Annotated in this window: 16 protein-coding genes; 8 read left to right on the forward strand and 8 right to left on the reverse strand. The window is 35.1% G+C overall.

Translation table 11 applies throughout. From position 1 onward, the window contains the following. Positions 1-575 precede the first annotated feature (575 nt). From mutS to AVL50_RS22450, 3 genes are read left to right on the forward strand one after another with little or no spacing between them, the layout of a single operon-like run. Positions 576-3149 carry a DNA mismatch repair protein MutS gene (gene mutS, locus AVL50_RS22440; RefSeq protein ID WP_062619165.1) on the forward strand — a complete coding sequence of 858 codons (2574 nt, stop codon included), beginning with the start codon at positions 576-578 and terminating at the stop codon, positions 3147-3149. Between the two features lie 8 nt (positions 3150-3157). Beyond that, on the forward strand, positions 3158-3691 hold the full coding sequence (locus tag AVL50_RS22445) for a DUF4199 domain-containing protein (RefSeq protein WP_062618678.1): 534 nt from the start codon (positions 3158-3160) through the stop codon (positions 3689-3691). Between the two features lie 24 nt (positions 3692-3715). After that, entirely contained in the window at positions 3716-4681 is a 966-nt protein-coding gene (locus AVL50_RS22450) for a glycosyltransferase family 2 protein (protein WP_062618679.1), read from the forward strand. Positions 4682-4770: 89 nt separating this feature from the next. Here AVL50_RS22450 and AVL50_RS22455 read toward each other — a convergent pair whose 3' ends face one another. Continuing rightward, complete coding sequence (locus tag AVL50_RS22455; protein ID WP_062618680.1) at positions 4771-5745, reverse strand: AraC family transcriptional regulator; 975 nt, start codon at positions 5743-5745, stop codon at positions 4771-4773. Positions 5746-5983: 238 nt separating this feature from the next. Next, positions 5984-8695 carry a family 14 glycosylhydrolase gene (locus tag AVL50_RS22460; RefSeq protein WP_062618681.1) on the reverse strand — a complete coding sequence of 904 codons (2712 nt, stop codon included), beginning with the start codon at positions 8693-8695 and terminating at the stop codon, positions 5984-5986. A gap of 736 nt (positions 8696-9431) precedes the next feature. Here AVL50_RS22460 and AVL50_RS22465 point away from each other — a divergent pair. The 3 genes from AVL50_RS22465 to AVL50_RS22475 all read left to right on the forward strand — a co-directional run bounded on the left by AVL50_RS22465 (position 9432) and on the right by AVL50_RS22475 (position 14501). Further along, positions 9432-10655 carry a serine hydrolase gene (locus AVL50_RS22465; RefSeq protein WP_062618682.1) on the forward strand — a complete coding sequence of 408 codons (1224 nt, stop codon included), beginning with the start codon at positions 9432-9434 and terminating at the stop codon, positions 10653-10655. 182 nt (positions 10656-10837) lie between these two features. Then, positions 10838-13447 (forward strand): alanine--tRNA ligase, encoded by a 2610-nt coding sequence (alaS, locus tag AVL50_RS22470; RefSeq protein ID WP_062618683.1) that lies wholly within the window; start codon positions 10838-10840, stop codon positions 13445-13447. 343 nt (positions 13448-13790) lie between these two features. Continuing rightward, the gene (locus AVL50_RS22475) at positions 13791-14501 is read left to right on the forward strand and encodes a hypothetical protein (RefSeq protein ID WP_062618684.1); all 711 of its coding nucleotides are present in this window, start codon (positions 13791-13793) and stop codon (positions 14499-14501) included. A gap of 255 nt (positions 14502-14756) precedes the next feature. On the opposite strand, the gene AVL50_RS22480 is transcribed toward AVL50_RS22475, so the two are convergent. The 3 genes from AVL50_RS22480 to AVL50_RS22490 form a co-directional block, all read right to left on the reverse strand. After that, entirely contained in the window at positions 14757-15329 is a 573-nt protein-coding gene (locus tag AVL50_RS22480) for a hypothetical protein (protein WP_062618685.1), read from the reverse strand. A gap of 274 nt (positions 15330-15603) precedes the next feature. After that, on the reverse strand, positions 15604-16572 hold the full coding sequence (locus AVL50_RS22485; RefSeq protein WP_062618686.1) for an energy transducer TonB: 969 nt from the start codon (positions 16570-16572) through the stop codon (positions 15604-15606). Positions 16573-16678: 106 nt separating this feature from the next. Further along, positions 16679-18154, reverse strand: a complete 1476-nt coding sequence (locus AVL50_RS22490) for a hypothetical protein (RefSeq protein ID WP_062618687.1) — start codon at positions 18152-18154, stop codon at positions 16679-16681. A 530-nt stretch (positions 18155-18684) separates the two neighbouring features. Between AVL50_RS22490 and AVL50_RS22495 the strand changes: the two genes are divergently transcribed. Both AVL50_RS22495 and ald read left to right on the forward strand, forming a co-directional pair. Beyond that, positions 18685-19665: a M23 family metallopeptidase gene (locus AVL50_RS22495; RefSeq protein WP_062618688.1), complete on the forward strand. Its 981-nt coding sequence runs from the start codon at positions 18685-18687 to the stop codon at positions 19663-19665. A 234-nt stretch (positions 19666-19899) separates the two neighbouring features. After that, complete coding sequence (ald, locus tag AVL50_RS22500) at positions 19900-21024, forward strand: alanine dehydrogenase (protein ID WP_062618689.1); 1125 nt, start codon at positions 19900-19902, stop codon at positions 21022-21024. 36 nt (positions 21025-21060) lie between these two features. Here ald and AVL50_RS22505 read toward each other — a convergent pair whose 3' ends face one another. The 3 genes from AVL50_RS22505 to AVL50_RS22515 form a co-directional block, all read right to left on the reverse strand. Beyond that, a complete protein-coding gene (locus tag AVL50_RS22505) occupies positions 21061-22203 on the reverse strand; it encodes a M48 family metallopeptidase (RefSeq protein ID WP_062618690.1) in 1143 nt (380 codons plus the stop codon). A gap of 166 nt (positions 22204-22369) precedes the next feature. After that, positions 22370-24289, reverse strand: a complete 1920-nt coding sequence (dnaK, locus tag AVL50_RS22510) for a molecular chaperone DnaK (protein ID WP_062618691.1) — start codon at positions 24287-24289, stop codon at positions 22370-22372. A 297-nt stretch (positions 24290-24586) separates the two neighbouring features. Next, entirely contained in the window at positions 24587-25402 is an 816-nt protein-coding gene (locus AVL50_RS22515; RefSeq protein WP_062618692.1) for an SDR family oxidoreductase, read from the reverse strand. Positions 25403-25527 lie beyond the last annotated feature (125 nt).

Raw genomic sequence — 25527 nt, forward strand, 5'->3', positions numbered from 1 at the left:
AATCAATTTATTATCAATTCTATAGGTATTAATTCTTCAAGCTTATCACTCAAACATCAACTACACACTGAAAATCAACAACTTAACCCCTGAATTTTTAATGTTTTATTTACGTTAAAATACCTTTTATTTTCCATTTATTATTAAAATAGTACAGTAATTCATCTTATTTATTGATTTTAACCTCAGCATTTCATCCTACATTACCCTCTACCTCTTGTTAAAAAAAGTAAACAGCACAAACCTTTTAATTATTCAGTCGTTCGATTAATTATAGATAATAAAAATTGATTAGGTAGTAGATTAGTTAAGATCGTGCGTATTTGGAAAAGGGATTTCTTGATAAGGAATCCCTTTTTTGGCATTAAAAATAACATGATCTTTAGACTGTGAATCAAAAACATTCAAAAGATTTAGAATTATTTTCTCTTCATTTCCACCACAATTCTATATTCTAAAACCTTTCCTTAAATTTGCAGATTGATTGGGCATATCCTGTAAATATGCCTTGAAGGAAGTTAGAAAATAATAATTATATAGCCTTGGGGAAGACAAAGACAAAGAAGGAAACTCCGATGATGAAGCAGTTCAATGCAATCAAAGCAAAGCATCCTACTGCCATGTTATTGTTCAGAGTTGGAGATTTTTATGAAACTTTTGGAGATGATGCAATTACAGCAAGTAAAATATTAGATATCGTTTTAACAAAACGTTCTAATGGTTCTGCTTCAGAAACAGCATTAGCAGGTTTTCCTCATCATTCTTTGGACACTTATTTACCCAAATTGGTAAAAGCGGGACAGAGAGTTGCTATTGTAGATCAACTTGAAGATCCTAAAACAGCTAAAGGTGTTGTAAAAAGGGGGATTACCGAATTGGTAACACCTGGTGTCTCAATGAATGACAACGTCTTGAGCGTAAAACAAAATAACTATTTGGCTGCCATTCACCTTTACAAGAAAGAGATGGGGATTTCATTCCTTGATATTTCTACTGGCGAGTTCTTTGTGGCTCAAGGTGATCAAAACTATATCGATAAGTTATTACAAGGTTTTTCTCCTTCTGAAGTATTGTATTGCAGAACTGAACAGGAACAATACAATGAAATATTTGGTGACACCTACCCTACTTTCAGGCAAGATGACTGGGTATATACATCTGAATATGGTTATGAAAAACTAACTTCGCATTTTGGCACCAAAAACTTAAAAGGCTTTGGTATTGAAAATCTTCCCTTGGCCATTATTGCCGCTGGTGCTATTCTGAATTATCTAGAGCTGACAGAGCATCATCATATTGATCATATTCATCAGGTCAGTAGAATTCAGGAAGACAAATACGTTTGGCTAGATAAGTTCACGGCGAGAAGTCTTGAATTGATCTTCCCTCAAAATGACGGTGGTGTACCTCTGATTGATATCATGGATAAATGTGTGACGCCAATGGGTGCCCGTTTATTGAAAAAATGGACCGTTCTTCCTCTAAAAGATCAGAAAAGTATTAATGCCCGTCTCAACGTTGTGCATTATTTCACAGAAGAAGAAATTACAGCCGATGAAGTGCTTTCTCACTTGAGGCAAATCACGGATATTGAACGTCTGATTTCTAAAGTGGCAGTAGGAAGAGTGAACCCTCGCGAAATTGTCTTTATTAAAAAGGCATTACAACACGCCGCTCCAATTAAGGATGTTCTTTCAAAGGTTGACCATCAGGAAATCAAAAGTATTGCAGACAGAATCAATACTTGTAAGGTACTGGTGGACCGTATTGAGAAAGAGATGCAGGACAATCCACCATTAAACCCTGCCCAAGGCAATATCATACGTACTGGCGTCAATGCAGAACTGGACGAATTGAGAGCAATTTCTCATTCAGGAAAAGACTTCTTGCAGAAAATCCAGGAAAGAGAGAGTGAACGTACAGGCATTCCTTCATTAAAAATCGGTTATAATAAAGTATTTGGTTATTACTTAGAAGTAAGAAATACGCACAAAGATAAAGTGCCTGCGGAATGGATTCGTAAGTCTACACTTGTGAATGCTGAACGTTATATCACAGAGGAACTCAAACAGTATGAAGAGAAAATTCTGAATGCAGAAACCCAAATTTCTGTAATTGAGAATAAACTTTTTACGGATTTAGTCCATGCGTCTACAGAGTACATCAGCCCAATCCAGCAAACTGCCTCAACCTTAGCAAAATTGGACTGTCTGCTTTCTTTTGCAACCAATGCCATTGAATACGGTTATGTAAAACCTGAAATTACAGCAGAAAAAGCTTTATCAATCAAAGAAGGTAGACACCCTGTGATTGAAAGACAGCTTTCTGTAGATGATCCTTACGTTCCTAATGATGTCTATTTAGACACAGATGAGCAACAAATCATGGTTATTACAGGTCCAAACATGTCAGGTAAATCGGCTTTATTAAGACAAACAGCATTAATTGTATTGATGGCTCAGATGGGTTCTTTTGTACCTGCAAAGTCTGCCACAATTGGTATTGTAGATAAAGTATTTACACGTGTGGGTGCTTCTGACAACCTTTCAAAAGGAGAATCTACTTTTATGGTGGAAATGACGGAAACAGCAAGCATTCTGAATAATATTTCTGATAGAAGTTTAATTCTAATGGACGAAATTGGAAGAGGAACAAGTACTTATGACGGTGTATCAATTGCCTGGGCTATTGTGGAGTACCTTCATAATCATAAAAAAGCGAGAGCTAAAACACTTTTCGCTACGCATTATCATGAATTGAATGAGCTGGCAGAAGACTTCCCTCGCATCAAGAACTTCAATGTTTCTGTAAAAGAGCATCAAAAGAAAATTATTTTCTTGAGAAAGCTAAAAGAAGGTGGAAGTGAGCACAGTTTTGGTATTCATGTAGCACAGTTAGCTGGTATGCCTCAAAAAGTGGTGAGACGTTCTGAAGAAATCCTGGAGCACCTGGAACAAGACAAACGTAAAGAGAAGAATACGGAACGTATCAAAGAAGTGCCAAAAGACAATTATCAATTATCAATTTTTGACTCCGTAGACCCTGTGGCTAAAAAGTTAAAAGATGAATTTGAAAAAATTGATGTCAATACCATGACTCCAATTGAGGCCATGCTGAAATTAAATGAATTGAAAAAACTATTATCATAAAGCTAAAAATGCAAGATAGACCATCGGCTAAAACAATAGCCTTAAAATACGCTGCAATACTAGGTATTTTCTCTTTTGGGTATCCGCACCTTTTGGAGTATCTAGGAAAAACTCAAAATGTCTTTCTGATCAACCTAAATTTAGTTGTGATAATTACCACCTTTGTTTTTGCATTCCGCGAATACAGGAGCATGAATAATAATGTCCTTCTTTATGAAACAGGTAAGAGCATTGGTATTCTTTTATCCTTCACATCCTCAGCAATTTCAAATATTCTTGGGTATGTTTATTTTCATTTTTTTGATCGTTCAGCACTTGATCAAGGTATAGAATTATCAAAAGAAATGATGGCTCAGAAGCCAGGCATCAACGAAGCAGACTTAGAAAAATCATATGACATTATTGAATTCTTCTTCAATACTCCTTTGTTGCAAATTTCTAATGTATTAATATTAACATTAGTTGGTTATATTTTCTCTGTTTTATTGTCCAGAATAATGCAAAGAGAACCCGTTGACCCTAATCAAGATTACGATTTTTAATTTACAAGCTTCACTACTTTTAAAATGGAAGAAAAGAAAATAGATGTATCCGTAGTTGTTCCTTTACTCAATGAAGAAGAGTCACTTCCTGAATTGGTAGAATGGATCAATAAGGTTTTTGTAGCTGAAAACATCAACGGTGATTTATACCTGATTGATGATGGAAGTACGGACAACTCTTGGAACATTATTGTGGAGTTGAAAAAGAAATTTGAGTGGATTCATGGCATTCAATTTCAAAGAAACTATGGTAAATCAGCCGCACTGCAGGTAGGCTTTCAAGCCGCTGAAGGTGAAGTTGTGATTACAATGGATGCCGATTTACAAGACAGTCCTGACGAAATTCCAGAATTAAGACGTATGATTCTAGAGGAGAATTATGACATTGTTTCTGGATGGAAGGAAAAACGTTATGACCCACTATCTAAGACTATTCCAACAAAAATATACAATGCGGCCACTACTGCTTTATCAGGTATAAAGTTGCATGATATGAACTGTGGCTTGAAGGCTTACAGAAAAAATGTGGTTAAAGCTATTGAAGTCTATGGTGAAATGCACCGCTACATTCCAGTCATTGCAAAATGGAATGGCTTTGGTAGAATTGGTGAAAAGCCAGTACAGCATAGAGCTCGAAAATACGGTACAACTAAATTTGGGTTAGAACGTTTTATCAACGGTTTCCTTGATTTGATGTCGATCACTTTTGTATCCAGATTCAAAAAAGCACCCATGCATTTCTTTGGTTTATTGGGCACACTTTCATTTTTATCTGGTACACTAGCTGCACTTTGGCTTTTATGTGAGAAGGTTTATTTATCAATTAACCGATTGCCGATTAAAAGAGAAGTTGTAGAACAGCCCTTATTCTATCTTGCACTTACAGCCGTTATTATAGGTTGTCAGATGTTTATGACTGGATTTATTGCAGAAATGGTCTCTTTAAATCAACCTAATCGAAATGATTATGGCATTAAGGGAAGAATATAAATAAAGTTGTGATTCAGCTCTTTATTAAAAGCAAAAACTATTTTTACCATAAATATGATAACACCTAAATCTGTAAAAGAATTTAGGTGTTATTTTCTTAAGTCCTCTTTAAATTCTCTTGGTGTAACACCGAATTTTTTCTTGAAATTGGCTGAAAAATGACTAGCACTGGAAAAACCCAAATCCATGGCAATCATAGACATAGTACGCTCTCCTTCCTGCAAATACGTTTTTGCCATATCAAGACGTACATTTTGATGAAACTGATGAATCGTTACTCCAAAAACCTGCTTAAACAAAGTCCTCAGTCTACTCGCACTCAATCCACATTCCCTTGCTAAATCATCAATTTGAACTTGCTGGCTCAATTGACTTTTCAAATAATTTCTCGCTTTAAAAACAGCTTTAGTATTGAAAGGATACTTATTGGATTCTAAAATACTCTCGCGTTCATTTACTTTAGAAAAAAAAGTAGCGACAAGATACATTGCACTGGCATAAACGAGCTCCTTTTCATATACATTTTTGATATCACCTGAATAAAGATTCCAAAACATGCCATGCATAATGTGATCAAATTCTTCAAAAATATAATAGGGTGCATCCTCTAAAAAAAGCTGTTCATAATACGCTGACTTGCTTGCTAAAGATTTATAGTACTCTTTTTCCAACCGGATACTTACAAAACATGTTTTCTTATTAGGGAAAAGCTCCCAACCTACAGTGTCTTTTGTGTTAGTGGTAAATGCACCTTCGGTAAAAAATGCCAACTCTTCTATTTCTTTATTTTCATTTTCAATATCAAACGATTTCTTTTCAGAAGAAGGCTCTCCAAAAAAAATGGGAATGTACTGATCCATAGCGTTCAACTGCTTTCCTGTTGATGCGATTTTTTTCTTTAATACGAAATCAAAACGAAGAATTTCCATTTGGTCATTAAAACGGAAACCATCAATTACTCCTTTTCCCAATTCATTATTAAAGATCACAGAATCACCTACTCTCTTTGCATTGAATATTTTACTCCAAGCTTCTAAAGCTTTATCAAAATCTCTTTGTTCCATAAAAAGAAAATAAAAAAACCATTAGCAATTTACTTTAAGTACAAATTCAAAATTATCTAATACTAATTCTATTTCTTGTTTTGCGATTACTTCCTTCAAAAAACTTTTAATAGAACTGCTATTAATACGTTTTTTTAGTGTTGAACGCACAAAAAATAAATTAGAATTAACTATGATTTATTTTTGACTTAGTACTTAGATGAAATTACTAATGGTTTATGGAAATCTCAATTAAAAACTAGCGGAGTTTATTGATCAACTCTGCATATTTCTCAATTGGGAAGTTATTATCTGAGAATAAGTTTTGCATTCTGAGAATTGTGATACCAGAATAACTTGTATTTGACCTCGTTAATGCCTTTTCAATCTGATCCCATCCTGACTGGCCATAAAGCTCATGGTAAAGTGCATTTTCACCCATCACTTGAACACCTAATTTCTTAGCAGAATTAGAGAACCACATCACAAGGTCTTCCGCTCTTGAGTAACCTTCCCAGTCCTTGTTCATTTTCTCTAAACAAGTGAAGTGAAGAACCACTCTATCTTTGAAATCCTTGTCAATGATTTTCTTCAACATGTCTTCATATTCACCTCTGTCAGTAGACCCAATTCCAGGATATGGTGCTATCAAACCAGCTGTAATCTCAGCTACCCTTGGTTGGTTTGGATCAGAGATCAACCAGTGAATACCCGGCATTTTGAAACCGATTGGCACTTTTTCAAACTCATCATTGAAGATCGCAATTGCTCTTCTGATGATTTTATTACCGTGCTTCGCTAAACTGTCATTGTACCAATTAAAGAAGTCCTGACCGATACGAGAAGTTGCGTAGCTATTATTCTTAAATAAAGCATCTGCATCAGGCATTGGAATTTGCTCTGCTGTTTCATAACCTGTATGCCACACTTCGTTGATATAATCTAAACTACCATAAAGGTTGATGACGTGACGCTGGAAATCCTCTTTTGCCAAACGGCTATAACATTGTAGGGTACCACGGTTTGGATAATCTCCCCAGTCATGAGAGTTGTAAGAAGGGTATCTCAACTCCCCTGCAGGTCCTAAAGAAACATTGATTTCATCCGTCATCCAAGCATATTTCTTATAGCGTTGTTTGAATGCCTCCATGAATCGTTCATAATATGGCATCACATACGTGTCTGCCCACAGCGATACATACTCTACACTTACATCACCAGTTTCTGATACATATTGTAAATCTTGGATCGATTCCAGCTGAGGATTTTCCTCCACAATTTTACCCCAGATCCAAAGTGGAATCATTTGCGTAAAATCATCGTTTACATTTCCTCCTGCTTGGTGGAATGATAAAATCGGCACCCAGTTCAACCCTTTTGATTCAATCAGTTTCACCATATTATCATAGTAAGACCAATCAAAAACGTTGGATTGTGTACCTTCTACCAGTCCCCACCATATATCGATAGAAACCGCCGATACTCCAATATCTCTCATTCTATCCAACTGACGAGAAACTGTTAGCCAGTCATGATCTTGAAGCAATCGTTTAGGGTTGTGTGTTTTCACGTGTAAAGGTCCCATCACTCTGAAAGACTTCTGCTTGGTTTCAATGTGATCATCCTGGAACTTCACCTTTCTAATCAACTCCTGTAAACGAGCACTACCAGTGTCTAATTGATCGAACAATACTTTCATATTATTGATAATCAAACCTGTCAAAGTATCATTTTTCAGAAGCCAAAGCGCTGCATTATCCCATATCACGTGAGAGTTTAGTCCGTCTACAGAGCTGTTTTCCAAATAGAATGAAATTAAATTTCCTTCACCAAATGTCAATAATTCCTTCACTTTTAAAGCATACTCCGAGTCCTTCTTGTATTCTGTTCTGCTCTTCGTTGGAATGATGATACCTAATCTGTCCTCACGAATACCATCAGCAATCATAGAAAGTGATTTCTTATAAGCTTTAGCAATTGGCACATCGTTGCTGATGGCAATGCTTCCTGAACCCACTTCTAATTGATGAGGTGTGTTTTTCAGATTTTTCTCTGCATAAGCAATAGAACTTCTAATACATAGCTTAGTGTTCTCGAATCCTTTATCACTAAAAGTATTCTGAAGGATATGTAAAAGTTTATTACCGTGTCTACATAACGACTTGTTGTACCATGAAGTAACATCAAACCCGTAAGTAGTATCTATATATTTTCTTCCTTGAAGTGCGTCATTGGTTGTGAAGTAATTCAACAATGATTCTTTGTCAGTAATTCCTTCAATACCCCAAGCTTCACCTGCTTCTCTGTAACCTTTGTATTTTTCTCTTACATAATTATCCCAGTCGTCCTTTGCCAACGGAGAATAACACTGCATATTTCTCCTTGGGAAAGAGCACTCATTAAGCGGATAACTTAACTCTCCTTGCGGTGTAGCTGATATAATAAATTTGGTGAAAGAGCCGGCAATATCTTGGAAATGATTTTTAAATGACTGAATCAGTTCCTCATAATACGGCATCACATAATGGTCTGCCCATAAAGAAACAGCGTCTTGAACGCTTCCTCCTGCTTTATTGACGTACTTTAACTGGCTTAAAACCTTTATTTCATCATGAGCACACATTAGTTGTCCCCAAAGCCAGTCTGGTAATGTACAAAGGAAGTTTTCTTCATAATTGTTGATCATCTGAAAATTAAATTCCACCACCACTTGAAGGTCGCTTTCAATAATTTTGTCGATCAAACTTCTATAGTATTGCCAATTGTAGTGAATGTAGTGTTCTTTTTGATCTGATGCTTTTCCTTCTCCCTCAACTAATTTCCACAACACTGGCACCAAAACCACTTCCATACCAATTTTCTTTCCTCTGACAATCCATTTTTCAAGATCTGTCCAATCTGGATCATGCTGTGAAAAACAAGTATCTGGAGATAGAATCGAGTACGGTAATCTGACTTCAAAAGTCTTCATTTTCTTTATTAATTTAGTTAGAAACAGCTCAAAAATGAACTGTCAATCATAGCATAAGACAATTGTCATTACACAATTAGTTTAGTAAATATAATCAAGTTTTTAATAGAGAAAGAAATCAAGTAATTAAAAATCAAACTAAATATTTTCAGCAACCGGTAACATAAACTGCTAATTATCAAGGTTCATTATTTAAAACAATGTTACCTTCATATAACAAAATGTAATTGTGATACAAATTTCAAAAGCTTAGTCAAGATGTTATCAGAAGGAAATAATATCAACTAACAATAAAATCATTTTTTGCATTATTATGAGATAAGCATCACAGAAAATCAAAATATTACATTTTCAATAATGTTATTTTTCAATTTCAATTTAGCTGAAAAACCTAGTTTACGACCCTTCTTATTCAGCAATATTGAATGAAAAAGAAATAGAATTATTTCGCTTCAAAAAAGAGTCTATTTTATTGTAATGACACTTATTAAGTAAATAGTTGATAAACATGAAATCACACATCAATAACAATGCAAAAATAGATACTATTGTCTCACTCATTTTTGGGGAATCAACAAGACAGTTGATATAAATATTTAGCATTACAACATTTTGTAACATAACCTTTTTGTCACCCTCTCCCTTGTTTACTACATTTAACAATCTACAAAATACAAGAACACAAACAGTACTCCTTTTATTTTCAGATTAATAAACTATTCATCGAACATCACCTATGAACAAAACACTATTCATTTTACTATTATTCTCTTTCATCTCATGCAAGAGCAAAAAAACAGACAATGAGACGACTAAAGCTCTAACAAAAGAATTGCAAAAAATCTCAGAGACAGGTTTAATCAAAGGTTTTTCAGTAGCAATCGTTGACAACAAAGATGTTTTATATCAAAAAGGTTTTGGGTATTCAAATGAAGAAAAGAAAACGCCTTACACCACACAAACTATTCAGAATATTGGATCCGTTTCTAAAGTGGTCATTGGTCTTTCACTCTTAAAAGCACAAGAATTAGGCATGTTACATTTAAATGACCCGATCAATAAGTACTTACCTTTTAAAGTTTTCAACCCCGCATTTCCGGATGAAGTCATCACAATAAAACATTTAGCCAACCATACTTCCTCCATTCTTGATACAAAGTTTTATGATGAGAATATATATGTACTGAAAGAAGATACTGATTCGGTTGAAAATGAACAGCTAAAAGGAGCGTTCCAACCTGCAGATACCTATATGTCAATGCCCGAATTCCTGACAAAATTACTTTCTGAGGAAGGCGGTTGGTATTTAAAAGAAGGTTTTGCAGAATTCAAGCCAGGTGAAAATTTTGCTTATTCTAATGTCGGTGCGGCATTGGCAGCTTATATCCTAGAAATTGCCAGCGGTCAATCTTACCCTGAATTCACAAAGCAATATATTTTTGAACCGCTAAAGATGTCCTCTTCAGGATGGTCTTTTGAAACGATTGACCTCTCCAAGCATTCAACTTTGTATTTCGGTGAAAATGCACTTCCATTGTACAGACTTTTAAGTTACCCTGATGGCGGACTTTTGACTTCTGCCAATGATTTAGCGTTACTTTTAAAAGAACTGATCAAAGGACAATCTTCAAAAGGAGATTTGCTACAACCTGAAAGTTATGAGGCACTCTTTGGAAAAAGGACCATTGTGCAATTAGCAGATACTGTCAAAAAGGAAAACCCTGTTTTTTCTGTAAAGTATGAGTCTAACCTATTCATGGGAAGTACTTCATCAGGATTCTATGGACATACTGGTGGTGATCCGGGAATTGTTTCCCTTTTCTTCTTTGACGCAGATCGTAAAGTAGGACGACTAATTATTGTCAATACACACATAGATGGCAGCGAAGAAGCTGTTCTCAACGAACTTTGGACCATTTGGGAAAAGCTGGATGAATACAAAGTGAAGCTCATAAATTAAAGGAGATACACGGGCTGAATTCCCATTTTTAGAATTGAAACTCCATCAAATCTCTTATTTTTTTCAAAAGATCCTTATTTACAGCACTTCAATTGCTTATATCGTTATTTAGATTAAGAAAATATCTTATTTTTGCACGATCAAAAATTTGAAAATTTATAAAACTCACTAGAGAAACATACATGGACGCAAAAAGTATTCGCCGCACGTTCTTGGAATTCTTCCAAAGCAAGCAGCACGCCATCGTTCCTTCGGCACCACTTGTGATTAAAAACGACCCTACGTTGATGTTTACCAACGCAGGTATGAATCAATTCAAAGATTATTTCTTAGGAAACAAAGCCGCCGAGGATGCACGTGTCGCCGATACTCAAAAATGTTTACGTGTATCTGGTAAACACAATGACTTGGAGGAAGTAGGTATTGATACTTACCACCATACAATGTTCGAAATGCTAGGTAACTGGTCTTTCGGAGATTATTTCAAAAAAGAAGCAATTGAGTGGGGTTGGGAACTTCTTACTGAGGTTTACAAGCTACCAAAAGATAGATTATATGTTACAGTATTCGAAGGCGATGAAGGCGACGGTACTGAACTAGATCAAGAAGCTATTGATATCTGGAAAGGGTTAATCGACGAAGACAGAATTATCCCTGCCAACAAAAAAGATAACTTCTGGGAAATGGGTGAGACAGGTCCTTGTGGTCCTTGTTCTGAAATCCATATTGACCTTCGTAATGACGAGGAAAGAGCGAAAGTTGACGGTCTTGGTTTAGTCAACGAAGATCACCCTCTAGTGGTAGAGATCTGGAACCTTGTATTTATGCAATTCAACCGTAAGGCTGATGGTTCATTGGTTTCTCTTCCTAACAAACATATCGATACAGGTATGGGATTCGAACGTTTATGTATGGCGATTCAACAAAAAGAATCAAACTACGATACAGACGTATTCCAACCAATGATTCAATTCTTAGCGGCGAAGTCGGGTAAAGAATATGGTAAAGATGAGAAAATAGATATCGCTATCCGTGTGATCTCTGACCATATCCGTGCGATTTCATTTGCTATTGCTGACGGTCAATTACCTTCAAACAACAAAGCAGGTTATGTAATCCGTCGTATCCTTCGTAGAGCGGTACGTTACGGTTATACTTTCTTGGATTTCAACAAGCCATTCATGTATGAGTTGGTGGATATCCTTGCTGATCAGTTTGAAGAAACTTTCCCTGAGGTAATTTCACAAAAAGACTTCATCAAGAAAGTAGTAATGCAAGAAGAGGCGGCTTTCTTAAGAACACTAGACAAAGGTTTAGCGATTCTTCAAAAAGCAATGGACGCAGCTTCTGACAAAACGATCGTAGGTAAAGAGGCATTCACATTGTATGATACATTTGGTTTCCCTCTTGACTTGACACAATTGATTGCTTCTGAAAACGGATTCTCAGTAGACACTGCTGGTTTCGATGTGGCTATGCAAGAGCAAAAAGACAGAGCTCGTGCAGCTTCAGCTTCAGAAAAAGGCGATTGGATTGATGTAAACGATGGTGACTCAGTAGAATTCTTGGGTTACGATGCATTAGAATCAGACGCTTCTATCTTACGTTACCGTGAAGTAACAGAGAAAAAGAAGACAATTATACAGTTAGTACTTGATCAAACTCCTTTCTATGCGGAAAGCGGTGGACAAGTAGGTGACAAAGGTATTTTAGTTTCTGGTGATGAGACAATTGCTATCTTCGATACAAAGAAAGAGAACGATTTGATTATTCACTTCGCTAACAAATTACCTTCTAATCCTTCAGCTCCAGTAGTAGCAAAAGTTGATGCTTCACGCAGATCTTTAACAGAGAATAACCACTCTGCTACTCACTTATTACACGCTGCATTGCAAGAGGTATTGGGTGATCACGTGGCTCAAAAAGGTTCATTGGTCAACGAAAAACACTTACGTTTTGACTTCTCTCACTTCCAAAAAGTAGAAGCGGAAGAAATCGAAAAGATTGAGAAAATTGTAAACCAAAGAATCCGTCAAAACATCCAATTGAACGAGCAAAGAAACGTTCCAATCGAAGATGCAAAAGCAATGGGTGCTACTGCATTATTCGGTGAAAAGTACGGTGATTTCGTTCGTGTAATTACTTTTGATAGCGATTACTCAGTAGAACTTTGTGGTGGTACTCACGTTCCTGCTACTGGTAAAATTGGTTTATTCAAAATCACTGCTGAATCATCAGTTGCTGCAGGTGTACGTCGTATTGAGGCGATCACTGCCGATGCTGCTGAAGAGTATGTGGACGAGCAAATCACTTTATTACAAGAGATCAAAGAGCTATTAAAAGCGAAAGATCCTAAGAAAGCAGTGGCTGACTTGGTTGAAGCAAAAGCGGCTTTATCGAAAGAAGTTGAAGCACTTCGTAATAAAGAGCTTCAAGCAGTGAAAAACGAATTGGCTTCTAAAGCTGTAGCTAAAGACGGTTTCAACTTTATCGCAGCTAAAGTTTCAGTTGCAAATGCTCAAGGGTTAAAGCAATTGGCTTACGACTTGAAAGCTGTTGTTGAAAATATGTTCTTGATCTTAGCGGCAGACGTTGATGGTAAACCACAAGTAGCTGTAATGATCGACGAAGAGTTAGTAAAAGCTAAAGATCTTCACGCTGGTAAAATCGTTAAGGAATTAGCGAAAGAAATCAAAGGCGGTGGAGGTGGACAACCTTTCTTCGCTACTGCTGGTGGTAAAGATATCAATGGCTTGGATGCTGTTGTTGAAAAAGCACAAGAGTTAGCTTAATCAGCTCGTTTTTATAGATATTGAAACGACCTTCTCTTAATTGGGGAGGTAGTTTTTTATTTAATATTTAAGGTTATTACCTAATTATATTTAAATACATACATCTTATTCAAGAAAAAATGTGTTCCTTTGTCATTAAGTATTAATCCTTGTTAGATTAATATGGGCATTGCTATGGCTTCAATTTCTTAGCAATGCCCTTTTTTTATTCATTATATACTACTCTGTTTCAAGTGTTAAGCACAGTCGTCACTTGGAACTGAATATTGGCGAAGTGTCATTTCAAGTACAAGTATTATTATTACGGTAAATGTATTAATAAACAGTAACTACTAAAAGTGCCATGTCTGATCAAAAATATTGTATTCAACTTAAAGCAACTTTACTTCACTTACCTTCGAAAAATGAACCAAAAAAATATCATTTTAAATATTTCATAGTCACCTCAATAATACTAGTAATTCTATGTATTTTCTTGGGAAATATTTATTCAGAGGATCAATATAAAGGTTTTATCATATGTCTTTATCTTCTTTCATCATTACCGCTTGTGACCTACTTCTTTTTAGAAGTTGATATTGAGACACTTAATGTATATGAAACATACCCACTTATTGGAAAAATCGAATTCAATTCTGACACGTTATATGTCAATGAAGAAGAGTTGTCAATTGATAGTATTCAACAAATCAAGTTAGACTTTATTCAATATGGCAATATTTCATGGAGCAAAATTGATGAACAGATTAAGGCTGACTTTATTCAAAACCCAAATAAGGTTAGTATTGGTGGCCGTAATGGCTATCATTTACAAAAAACTTATAATTCGATTATAATTTACCCAAAAAAAGGTTCTGCTAATCGATATTCATTTTTTATAGACGAAGTAACAACAGAATATACTGTGTCAGCATTCATCAATTTTTGTTACCACAACGGTATATATTTTAAAGAGTATACAAATGGTATAAGATCATATAAAATGAAAAATGATCTTACTTACGATGAAATTCAACAAATCAAACAGAAGCATGATTTAAAATCATGGGTTTAAACGGTCTTGGACTACATCTTCTAAGAACGAGTATAAAACTGTAAAAATCATGACAACTGATTTTAATCTTCCCTCACATATTTTTTAGATTCGGATAAATAATTAAATCTAAAAACTTCCTATTTGAGAGTTAAGATAAATTAGGCTTTTTCGATATCAAATATTTGAAGATTATCAAATACAAAATCGATAAACGAAATTACGAGATCGAGTTATGTTGTTTTCAATGGAGATACATAATTTGAGAGCCAAACTCTATTTCAATACCTGTGGTTTATCCTCATCAAGTGTCGCAATAGATTCTATAGATAAATCAAATTTATGAAAATGTCCATCCCAACTTCCTAATACCGTTCCTACCATAAAAATATTGAAAATATTTCCATTGTTATCTCTTACACAGGGTACCTCAATAAGTTCATTAAAACGGTTATAAACAAAGGTTGTTGGAGCAGATAAATCAAAATAGAATTGATCTCCAATACCGCTGGTCATTACAACATCATGACTCAAATAAAAGGTTTTAAATCCCAAAAATTGAACTCCAACAGTAGTAGCACCTCCCTCAATTAGAAAATAATCCTGCTTATAATAGGGACTTCCTTCAGGAGGTGTAAGATTAATCCTATTATCAATTCTTATACCTGTAGTTATAACAAATTTATTTCCACAGCTACCAGCTATTTCAACACAACCAAGCCTTTCTAACTCATCATCAACCTTAGAAAAAGTTAGTTTAAATGCTTCATCTCCTATATTAAGTTCTAAATTTTGAGACACGGCAAAATGAGAGTAAAGTAAAAGAAAAAATATAAATAGCTTTTTCATATTTTGAGAATTTGTATGGATGTAACAATAGAGTACTTGCTTAGAAAGCAACAATTTTATGTAAGTAATAACCAAATTTCTTAATTAAAAGAAAAGTGAAATAGTACGTTTATAATCAATAATCTTGCTATAAGTTTCATAACTTAAAGAAATAGTTAACAATAAAAAACAGCCATCTTAAACTTAAAAAAATACAGTTTTTTATATGATCATCAGGCCTTTTCATTTTAGAAAAGGCCTTTTATATCTAATGGAGGCTCATCTATCTACTACATCAAAAAGTAATAGGTAAAACCATACTTTCTTCTAAAGCCTCTAACGGCTGTCCTCTATATTTAGCAGGGTTCCATTTTGGGGCTTGAGATAATACTCTAATACATTCTTGGTCGATAGAGGGACTTACACTTCGCAATACTTTGATATCAGTTAAAGTTCCGTCTCTAGAAACTACAAATTGCGTATATGTTGTTCCTCTATTACCTTTCAATCTTGCAATTCTAGGCAATTGAATTCTTCCTTGGAGATGATTTAAAAACTTGTCTATGCCTCCTTCAAAAGAGGCTGATTCTTTTAATTGAGAATAAACGTATTTTTTAAATTCACCATCCCAGCTTATACCTTTGTTCAATACTCCGTTAGAAAATTTTTCTTTAAAATACTTATCACCTGTAAGGTATTTTGCTTTCCAAGTACTTACTTTCTTTGCCTCCTCTACTTTTCCTTCTTCATAGTATTGAGCTCCTAGTATAGAATCTGACCAAAGATATTTTACCTTACCATAGCCATCTATCAAAGTCTGCCTACCCCATTCATTCCAGCCATTAATCAGTAATATAGTTTCTTGAGGTGAAATGACGCTTCCTTCTGGTTTTATTTTATATTCCAAACAAAGTTGTCCGTTATCATGATACAATTTCCAAATACCTTTTTTTGTGGAATTTTCAGAATAAAAACCCTCCATATATTTATTCCCACTTTCATAATAGGATGTATAATGACCTTTGGGTGCATACAAATAATGAGGTAAGGACGTACTGTATGAGCGGTAAATGTTTCCACTCAAATAATAAATGGTATGAAAATAAGTCCCTTCTTTAACTATCCCTTCTTCTGATAGAAGATAGAACATAGCATTCTCTTCTGTTGTTGCTTCAATAAGTTTTTCATTTAAATATATTTTCTTTTGAGCAAAAGTCTGAGAAGATACTGTAGTCAGCAGAATTAAAAAATAAAAGAATTTCATTAAATAGATGATTTGAGAGTTTAGTTTGCTGTCAAATATGAATAAGAAAGGATCAAGTTGTGGCTTGATCCCTTTTAAATAAAAATTGGATGATGTTATATTAGTTCTAGTTCACATTACTACAATTTACTAATGTAAATGGCTTAAGCATATTTCCAAGATGCATAGGTTCGTATGAGCTTCCATTATAAGATTTATAAAAGAAAACTCTCTTGACACCACAAACACCCTTTGCATCTATTAAATACATAAACGTTTCTAGATATTTACCTACAACAATACCCGTTAATTCATTTCTTTCAATAACCCAACGGTCGCTTCTAATCTTAAGATCTACAACTTTATAATTATACCCTTGCTTATTGAACAAAGCACGCATTTTGGCCTCCAATGTTGCATCTTTTATCCCTTCATAATAACCACTCCAATTATTTTCAACATTTTTAGTTTTCAATACGCTTCCTATATATGTAGCAATATCTTTAGAAAACACTTTATAACTTTTACACTTATTGTAAAATTTTTCATATTGTCGCCAAGTGAATTTATGATACTTTTCTACTGCTTTAAATAAATTCACATCAGCATGTCTTACTGAAGAGTTGGCCAATTTTTCTGCATCGGAATTTTCTATCTTCGCTCCTTTTTCTTTTAAATACAATAAAACAGCATGGAGCTCTTCATCATTGGAACTATATCCTATATAATCAAATGCTGTTCCTTCTTCAAAATTTAAGGCTACTCCATTTTCTACTAACAATTTTATCACATCAAGTTTTACTGCTTCAGCCGCGTGTTTTATAGTAAAAGTATCAACCTTCGGATCTAAACCTCTCTCAAACATTTTGTTTACCTCTTCCATATAGTTCTTAGTATATAATGCCTTTTTGAAGAGTTCTTCTTTATTCTGCTGAAAATAATAATCGGAACGAATAGCACTCCATTTTTCAGCTTGTTCTTTATATAAAGTACAATCCACACCACAGTCTGCTTCTTCCAGCTTCTTAATTTTATCAAACATCCATGTCGCTGAAGAAACTTTATCCACTAATCCTTTATCAAAGTTCTCCTGGTTTTCTTTATTTTCCTTGATAATTCCATTAACCCATTCATCACATTGTAACTCATGTTTAAATTCCGTAATTAAACTATCAAGTTCATTATATCTATCTTGATACTGGTCTGGGTTACCACACTCGCTTTTATAATAGTTTTTCAAGTTATAATTATAGTTGTACAACTGACTTTTATAACCTTCCCATTCACGGTTTGCCATAAGCTCCAATATATTTTCTTCATGCTTTTTCATATTATTAGCTGCTCTATCACATAAAGTATTGTTGCTACTTTTAGATGTGGAAGAACTTGGTGACGAAGAACTAGAACTTGTTTTTGTTCCTGAACTCTTGCTTGATGTTGTCTTTAATGTAGAGTTAACTGTTTTCTTTGCTTTCTTTACCTCATTTTGTGCTTGTTTCACTTCCTTAGGGACCTTAGGAAGTTTGGGGAATTGTGCATAACATGCATTGGTATAAGAAAAAAATAAGCATGACAAAAAGAATGAAAAAATAATTGTTTTCATTGTAATAATTAGTTTATGTTAAAATAGCATTAAAAATGGATCTCACTTTTGAGCATTGTTGTACACGACCAAAAAATTTGCTTCAAGTTTTAATATGAAAAACCAACTGTATTTTATAGTTAATTTCTAGTCTGCCAAATAATTAGTTAAAGATAGATACCACCAATAATGTTGAAAATTTATTTTTATATACATATTTCTCTCTTCGAGAAAACAATAGTTTCTTTTCTGAAAACAAAATTAATTTCACCACATTACGAACCAAAAAATAGCCTCACAATACATTGTTATTATAAGAATAAGCCAACTTTTTATTCAAATTAGAACATTATATTATTCCAATAATCTCATACTTTTCTTTGTTGGTGATAAAAACCGATTTTTTATCAAAATTCTCGTTTCTTTTATACAATATCAAAGCACATTTTGACGTTGTATCTCTACACCATAATAGGCTAAAAGAACATCTAAGTTTTTTTTTGTATATTTGAACCTCAAATATCGAAGTCTTCGGTCTTCACAATTGAAATATGGCAAAGATTAAATATTATTACGATACTGAAACTTGTCGTTACGAACGCATAAGAACCTCTCCTTTTGATATGTTTATCAATATCATGGGGCTTCTTTTCGCATGTTCTTTATTCGGCTTTTTCTTTTCGGCTATATATATAAAATATTTCCCTTCTGCTAAGGAAGCACGTTTACAGAAGGAGAATGCAGATTTACTCTATTCTCACAAACTTCTTCAGAAAGAAGTAGATGACGTAAAAAATGTTTTGGTTTCTCTTCAAGACAGAGATGATAGAATCTATCGTGTGATTTTTGAGGCAGATCCAATTCCAAACGAAATCCGTAAAGCAGGTACTGGTGGTAGTCAAAAGTATCAAGACCTTTTAGATAAAAAATTATCTAGAGAGGATATGATTTTAGGAACTCTTTCTAAAATTGACAACCTGAAAAGACAAATGTATATTCAAACTAAGTCTTATGATGAGATTGTTGACTTAGCTTTGAACAAATCAGAAATGTTGGCAGCAATTCCTGCAATACAACCTGTAGACAATAAAGACTTAAAGCGATTAGCTTCAGGTTTTGGTATGAGAATTCACCCTATCCTGAAAGTAAAGAAAATGCACGCAGGCATTGACTTCTCTGCTCCAAAAGGTACTGCTATTTATGCTACTGGAGATGGTAAAGTCATCAAAGCAAAAAAATCAAACCGTGGCTATGGTTGGGAGATCGAAGTAGACCATGGTTTTGGATATGTCACCAAATATGCGCACATGTCTAAGTTCTATGTTAAGAAAGGACAGAAAGTGAACAGAGGACAAAAGATTGGTGAAGTGGGAAGTACAGGTTCTTCTACAGCTCCTCACTTACATTATGAAGTAATTCACAAGAAAAGAAAGGTCAATCCTATTCGTTACTTCTCTAAAGATGTTACAGCAGATCAATATTCTACTTTATTAGAAAAAGCATCAGTTGAAAACCAGTCATTAGGATACTAAATTACACACATCAAAATATAATCCCCATATACTTTTTATTCTGTATATGGGGATTTTTTTACGCCAAATCGAAAGAATCCATACATTTTCACCCCAAAAACGAAAAAATATTTTAAAAATATTAATTAACTAAATTTCCGTTTATATATTGCAGCACACATAACTTCCATTCCTCATTGTAGAGGAAACCTATTTTTTATAACACATACGTAACTCATATAACACATTTTAGACATGATTATAGGCGTTCCAAAGGAAATTAAGAACAATGAAAACCGTGTTGCTTTAACTCCAGGTGGAGCTAAAGAGCTTATCAAAAGAGGACACACCGTTTATGTTCAATCTACAGCAGGTATTGGCAGTGGATTTTCTGACGAAGAATATGCAGCTGCAGGTGCTCAATTGCTTCCTACTATCGAGGAAACTTATGCAATTGCTGAAATGATTATGAAAGTAAAAGAGCCAATTGAAGCAGAATACTCTCTAATCAAAAAAGATCAACTATTATTCACGTATTTCCACTTTGCTTCTTATGAGCCGTTGACACGTGCTATGATTGAGCAGAAGCCGGTTTGTTTGGCTTACGAAACAGTGGAAAGAGCGGACAGAAGCTTACCTTTATTGATTCCAATGTCAGAGGTTGCTGGTAGAATGGCAACTCAGGAAGGTGCTAAATACCTTGAAAAACCAATGGGTGGCAGAGGTATTTTACTTGGTGGCGTTCCAGGTGTGAAACCAGCTAAAGTTATTGTAATCGGTGGCGGTATCGTGGGTACTCAAGCTACTAAGATTGCTGCAGGTATGGGTGCTGATGTTACTATTATGGACATTGACCTTTACCGTTTACGTCAGTTGGACGACATCATGCCAGCGAACGTGAAAACTATGGTTTCTTCTGAGCACAATATCCGTGAAGAAATCAAAGATGCTGACATGGTAGTAGGTGCGGTATTGATCCCAGGTGCAAAAGCTCCTCACTTGATCACAAAAGACATGTTAAGCTCAATGAGAGACGGTGCAGTACTTGTTGACGTTGCAGTTGATCAAGGTGGATGTTTTGAAACTACAAAACCAACAACACACGCTGAGCCAGTATTTGAAGTAGATGGTGTAATGCATTATTGCGTAGCGAACATGCCAGGTGCAGTTCCTTATACTTCTACACTTGCATTGACAAACGCTACACTTCCTTATGCTATTCAATTGGCTGATAAAGGATGGGAAGCGGCTTGCCGTGATAACGAAGAGTTAAAGAAAGGTTTGAACATCATTGGTGGCGAAGTAGTTTACAAAGCTGTTGCTGATGCGTTCGGTCTTGAATATAAAAACGTTGAGGACTTTCTTTTAGCGAAAGCTTAAGACAGTACAGTACCAACAAACAAAAAGGTCATGATTTTATTTTAAATCATGACCTTTTTTATTTTGTTTTTTCCATTTCTGCCAGGAAGAGGAACTATAGAATTGTCCATAAGTTTCTTTAGGCAATATTTCTTCAATAGGCACACCTACTACATCTGATACTTTAATGGTCTCGTCTAGCATACCTTTATAGTTCTGTTCTGAATAATAAGCATCTACTAATAAAAGGCGGGCATCTGTAACAAAGTTTTCTGACTTAATGACTTTTTTCAACACCTTCTTGGCTTTGGCTGATTTGTTCCAGGCAAGCAGAATTTCCGCTTCACGCAATGACAAATAATCATCTCCTCCAACTAATTGAGACAGTTCATCTAACATCACTTTAGCCATCTCATAATTATCAAGTGAACCATAAATATCCATCAATACCAAGCGTATACTCTTATCATCGGGATACTGCTGTAAGTAAGCATTTTTAAGGGTTTCCATTTCTGAAATATTTCCTTGAAATGCATGAGCTTGTATTAATGCAAGTTGTGTATTTTTCTGTTTTTGAAAAAAAGGTGAAAGGGAATCATAAGCTGAGATTGTACTTCCATAAAGGCCATCTTGATTATAGCCAAAAAGGTCAATTACTTTTAATAATGAATTTCGATAGGATGCATTCTGTACCAAGTCGGCATCATCCTTGGCTAATATTGCTGCTATAATATCCGAGAAATAACCTCCTCCAGAATAAAAATAAATATCTACAATATTCCACTGGTTCTGATGATTTTTGACTAACAACATTTCGTTGTAATCCAGCCAGCCATCTCCTTTCAAATCTCTATAAAGCAAGTTCACATTACCTTCTGTGTCTTCTAATACCTTCACAAAAGATAACTCCCCATCTGTACCAATTTGTTCTACGAGCAATTCTCCCAACCTTAAATCCTGCTTGAATAACTCAGAATAATCTTTCCAATCAGTAGACCTTCTATGCAAACTCTTGAATACCCTTTGAGTGAAAACCTCATAATTGATCCATTGATCCACAATACTTCCATCTCTATGATAGATCGCACTGTCGATTGTAATGGCCAATTCCAACTCTGATTTAAGAGACTGCCCATTGGCATAAACTCCTAACAAAGTAATAGAAAAAAATAAGAGGTATTTTCTAAAAATATTGTGCATTCAACTTCTGATACTAATGTTATGTATAGAGTAAAGGTAAAAAGTAAGGTGAGAATATACTATTTAAGTATAAAAAAAAGAGGTCTTCATTCACTTTTGTGAAGAAAACCTCTTTATATTTTAAATACTAACTAACGTTGAAGCAATTATTCAACTGCTATGTTAATTATTTTACTTCTTCGAAGTCAACGTCAGTAACGTCATCAGCGTCGTTACCGCCTTGTTGCGCACCACCTTGAGCAGCGTTAGGATCAGCACCAGCCGCACCTGCAGCGTCACCACCCGTAGCTTGGTACATCTCTTGAGAAGCCGCTTGCCATGCTGCATTCAATGCATCTAAAGCAGGTTGGATCTTGTCAAGATCTTGAGCAGCGTGAGCTTCTTTCAAGTCTTTCAATGCTGCCTCAATAGCAGTTTTGTTACCTTCAGAAAGCTTGTCGCCATACTCTTTTAATTGCTTCTCAGATTGGAATACCATTGAGTCCGCTTCGTTTAATTTCTCAGCACGCTCTTTAGTAGCCTTATCTGCATCAGCATTAGCAGCTGCTTCGTCTTTCATCTTTTGGATTTCCTCCTCAGTTAAACCTGAAGAAGCCTCAATTTTGATTGACTGCTCTTTACCAGTTGCTTTATCTTTTGCTGAAACGTTCACGATACCGTTCGCATCAATATCAAATGTTACTTCGATTTGAGGTACACCTCTTGGTGCTGGAGGAATATCGTTCAAGTGGAAACGACCTAAAGTCTTGTTACCGCTAGCTACTGGACGCTCACCTTGTAAAACGTGAATTTCTACTGAAGGTTGGTTGTCTGCCGCTGTAGAGAATACTTGAGACTTTTTAGTAGGGATTGTTGTGTTAGACTCGATTAATTTAGTCATCACACCACCCATAGTTTCGATACCTAAAGAAAGTGGAGTTACGTCTAATAAAAGAACGTCTTTTACTTCACCTGTTAATACACCACCTTGGATAGCTGCACCAATTGCAACAACCTCATCAGGGTTAACACCTTTAGAAGGTTTTTTACCGAAGAATTTCTCAACTTCCTCTTGTACTTTAGGGATACGAGTAGAACCACCTACTAAGATTACTTCGTCGATATCTGAAGTAGATAAGTCAGCATCTTGTAATGCTTTACGACAAGGCTCTAATGATCTTTGAACTAATGTATCAGCTAAACGTTCGAAATCAGAACGAGATAATTCTTTCATTAAGTGTTGAGGTACACCATCTACTGGAGTGATGTATGGCAAGTTGATATCCGTTTTAGCACCTGCAGAAAGCTCGATTTTTGCTTTTTCAGCTGCCTCTTTCAAACGTTGTAATGCCATTGGGTCTTTACGAAGATCGATTGTTGGGTGATCTTTCATAAATTCTTCCGCTAACCAGTCGATGATTACTTTATCGAAGTCATCACCACCAAGGTGAGTATCACCGTTAGTTGATAATACTTCAAATACACCATCACCTAATTCTAAGATTGAAATATCGAAAGTACCACCACCAAGGTCAAATACTGCGATTTTCTTATCTTGATTTGCTTTATCTAAACCGTAAGCTAATGCTGCAGCAGTTGGCTCGTTTACGATACGAGAAACTTTTAAACCTGCAATTTCACCTGCTTCTTTAGTTGCTTGACGCTCTGCGTCGTTGAAGTAAGCTGGTACTGTAATTACCGCCTCAGCTACTTCAGTTCCTAAATAATCCTCAGCAGTTTTCTTCATTTTTTGAAGTGTAATTGCTGAAATTTCTTGTGGAGTATATAATTTGTCACCAATTTTTACTCTTGGTGTATTGTTAGGACCTTCAACAACGTCATACGCCATTTGAGAGATCTCGTTACCTGCATCAGAATATTGCTTACCCATGAAACGCTTCACAGATGCAATAGTGTTTTTCGGGTTTGTAATTGCTTGACGTTTCGCTGGGTCACCTACCTTACGCTCGCCGTCTTGTAAAAATGCTACGATAGAAGGAGTCGTTCTTTTACCTTCTGCGTTTTCAATAACAACTGGCTCGTTACCTTCCATTACGGAAACACATGAGTTTGTTGTTCCTAAATCAATACCAATGATTTTTCCCATGATCTGTATTTAAATTTTATATCTTTATTTCTTAATTCAATTTTTAATGCCCTGTTTTTCAACAAAGACATTTTCTATTAGACAATGTATATGCCAATTGAATTTTGCGGACATTTTGACAGAATTCATGGAAATTGGGCTGACAAAAAATAATGAAAAGTAGATTTTTTATGACGAATACTGTCAAAATAAACAGTATTTCTGTTGAAAATCCTTTTTTGACTGTGCCAAAGGTCTATAAAAAAGCACAATACCCTTTTGAATATTGTGCTGTTATCTTGCTGATTGAATTTAAAATTAACTCATAAACTGCTGTTTAATCATACCTATAAATTCATCATCAGACATTTTCTTTCTGTTGTCCAATAAGAAATGAGCATCTTCCCCTGCTCTATAACGTAACTGATTACTGTCATCAGTAGCGGCTGTATAAATCACATCTGCTACTACCGAAGCTGGCGAGGCTTGTTTTACAGCTTCTCCCCAACCCTCCATCAATGATTTAATTGTAGGCTGATATTCTTCTAATCCTTCTGCTGTTTGAAAATCAAATGATCTTCCACCAAAATCAGTGGCTATGGCACCTGGCTCTACAATTTTAACTTTGATACCAATTTCACCCAGCTCAAAACTCAACGCTTCAGAAATTCCTTCTACCGCGAACTTAGTTCCATGATACAAACTACCTAACGGGAAGGTCATTTTTCCTCCAATGGAAGATATATTAATAATAGCACCTTCTTTATTTTCTCTAAAATGAGGTAAAACGGATCTTGTCACATCCAATAAACCGATTACGTTTGTATTGAATTGCCTTACGATATTTTCTCTTGGAAATGCTTCCAGAGGACCATAAGTACCATATCCTGCATTGTTTAATAAAACATCAACCTTTCCAAAGTGATTGATTGTGGCTTGTACAGCACTTTCAATAGAAGAAAGGTCTAATACATCTAATTTCTCTACTTTGACACCTTCTAATTGCGTTAGTTCTTCTTCTTTCTCAGGAGTTCTCATGGTAGCAATTACATTCCATCCTTTACTATGGAACAGTTTGGCAGTTTCTTTACCAATACCGCTACTTGCACCTGTGATTAATACTGTCTTTTTCATTTGATTATTCTTTTGGGGTTGTAAATGTGTTTAATAATTAATTTGACTTCAGTAGATTTATCCTCTTTTATAAACCTATTTTCAGATCGTTTGTTTAATAACTTTCTATTCATTATCAGACCATT

Origin of the sequence: Flammeovirga sp. SJP92, from assembly GCF_001583495.1 — a bacterium.
In the GTDB taxonomy this organism is placed as follows: domain Bacteria; phylum Bacteroidota; class Bacteroidia; order Cytophagales; family Flammeovirgaceae; genus Flammeovirga.

Bases quoted from the DNA above. Each gene is read 5' to 3' on its own strand.
- mutS (WP_062619165.1), top strand. From the start codon at position 576: ATGATGAAGCAGTTCAATGCAATCAAAGCAAAGCATCCTACTGCCATG.
- AVL50_RS22445 (WP_062618678.1), top strand. From the start codon at position 3,158: ATGCAAGATAGACCATCGGCTAAAACAATAGCCTTAAAATACGCTGCA.
- AVL50_RS22450 (WP_062618679.1), top strand. From the start codon at position 3,716: ATGGAAGAAAAGAAAATAGATGTATCCGTAGTTGTTCCTTTACTCAAT.
- AVL50_RS22455 (WP_062618680.1), bottom strand. From the start codon at position 5,745: ATGGAACAAAGAGATTTTGATAAAGCTTTAGAAGCTTGGAGTAAAATA.
- AVL50_RS22460 (WP_062618681.1), bottom strand. From the start codon at position 8,695: ATGAAGACTTTTGAAGTCAGATTACCGTACTCGATTCTATCTCCAGAT.
- AVL50_RS22465 (WP_062618682.1), top strand. From the start codon at position 9,432: ATGAACAAAACACTATTCATTTTACTATTATTCTCTTTCATCTCATGC.
- alaS (WP_062618683.1), top strand. From the start codon at position 10,838: ATGGACGCAAAAAGTATTCGCCGCACGTTCTTGGAATTCTTCCAAAGC.
- AVL50_RS22475 (WP_062618684.1), top strand. From the start codon at position 13,791: ATGTCTGATCAAAAATATTGTATTCAACTTAAAGCAACTTTACTTCAC.
- AVL50_RS22480 (WP_062618685.1), bottom strand. From the start codon at position 15,329: ATGAAAAAGCTATTTATATTTTTTCTTTTACTTTACTCTCATTTTGCC.
- AVL50_RS22485 (WP_062618686.1), bottom strand. From the start codon at position 16,572: ATGAAATTCTTTTATTTTTTAATTCTGCTGACTACAGTATCTTCTCAG.
- AVL50_RS22490 (WP_062618687.1), bottom strand. From the start codon at position 18,154: ATGAAAACAATTATTTTTTCATTCTTTTTGTCATGCTTATTTTTTTCT.
- AVL50_RS22495 (WP_062618688.1), top strand. From the start codon at position 18,685: ATGGCAAAGATTAAATATTATTACGATACTGAAACTTGTCGTTACGAA.
- ald (WP_062618689.1), top strand. From the start codon at position 19,900: ATGATTATAGGCGTTCCAAAGGAAATTAAGAACAATGAAAACCGTGTT.
- AVL50_RS22505 (WP_062618690.1), bottom strand. From the start codon at position 22,203: ATGCACAATATTTTTAGAAAATACCTCTTATTTTTTTCTATTACTTTG.
- dnaK (WP_062618691.1), bottom strand. From the start codon at position 24,289: ATGGGAAAAATCATTGGTATTGATTTAGGAACAACAAACTCATGTGTT.
- AVL50_RS22515 (WP_062618692.1), bottom strand. From the start codon at position 25,402: ATGAAAAAGACAGTATTAATCACAGGTGCAAGTAGCGGTATTGGTAAA.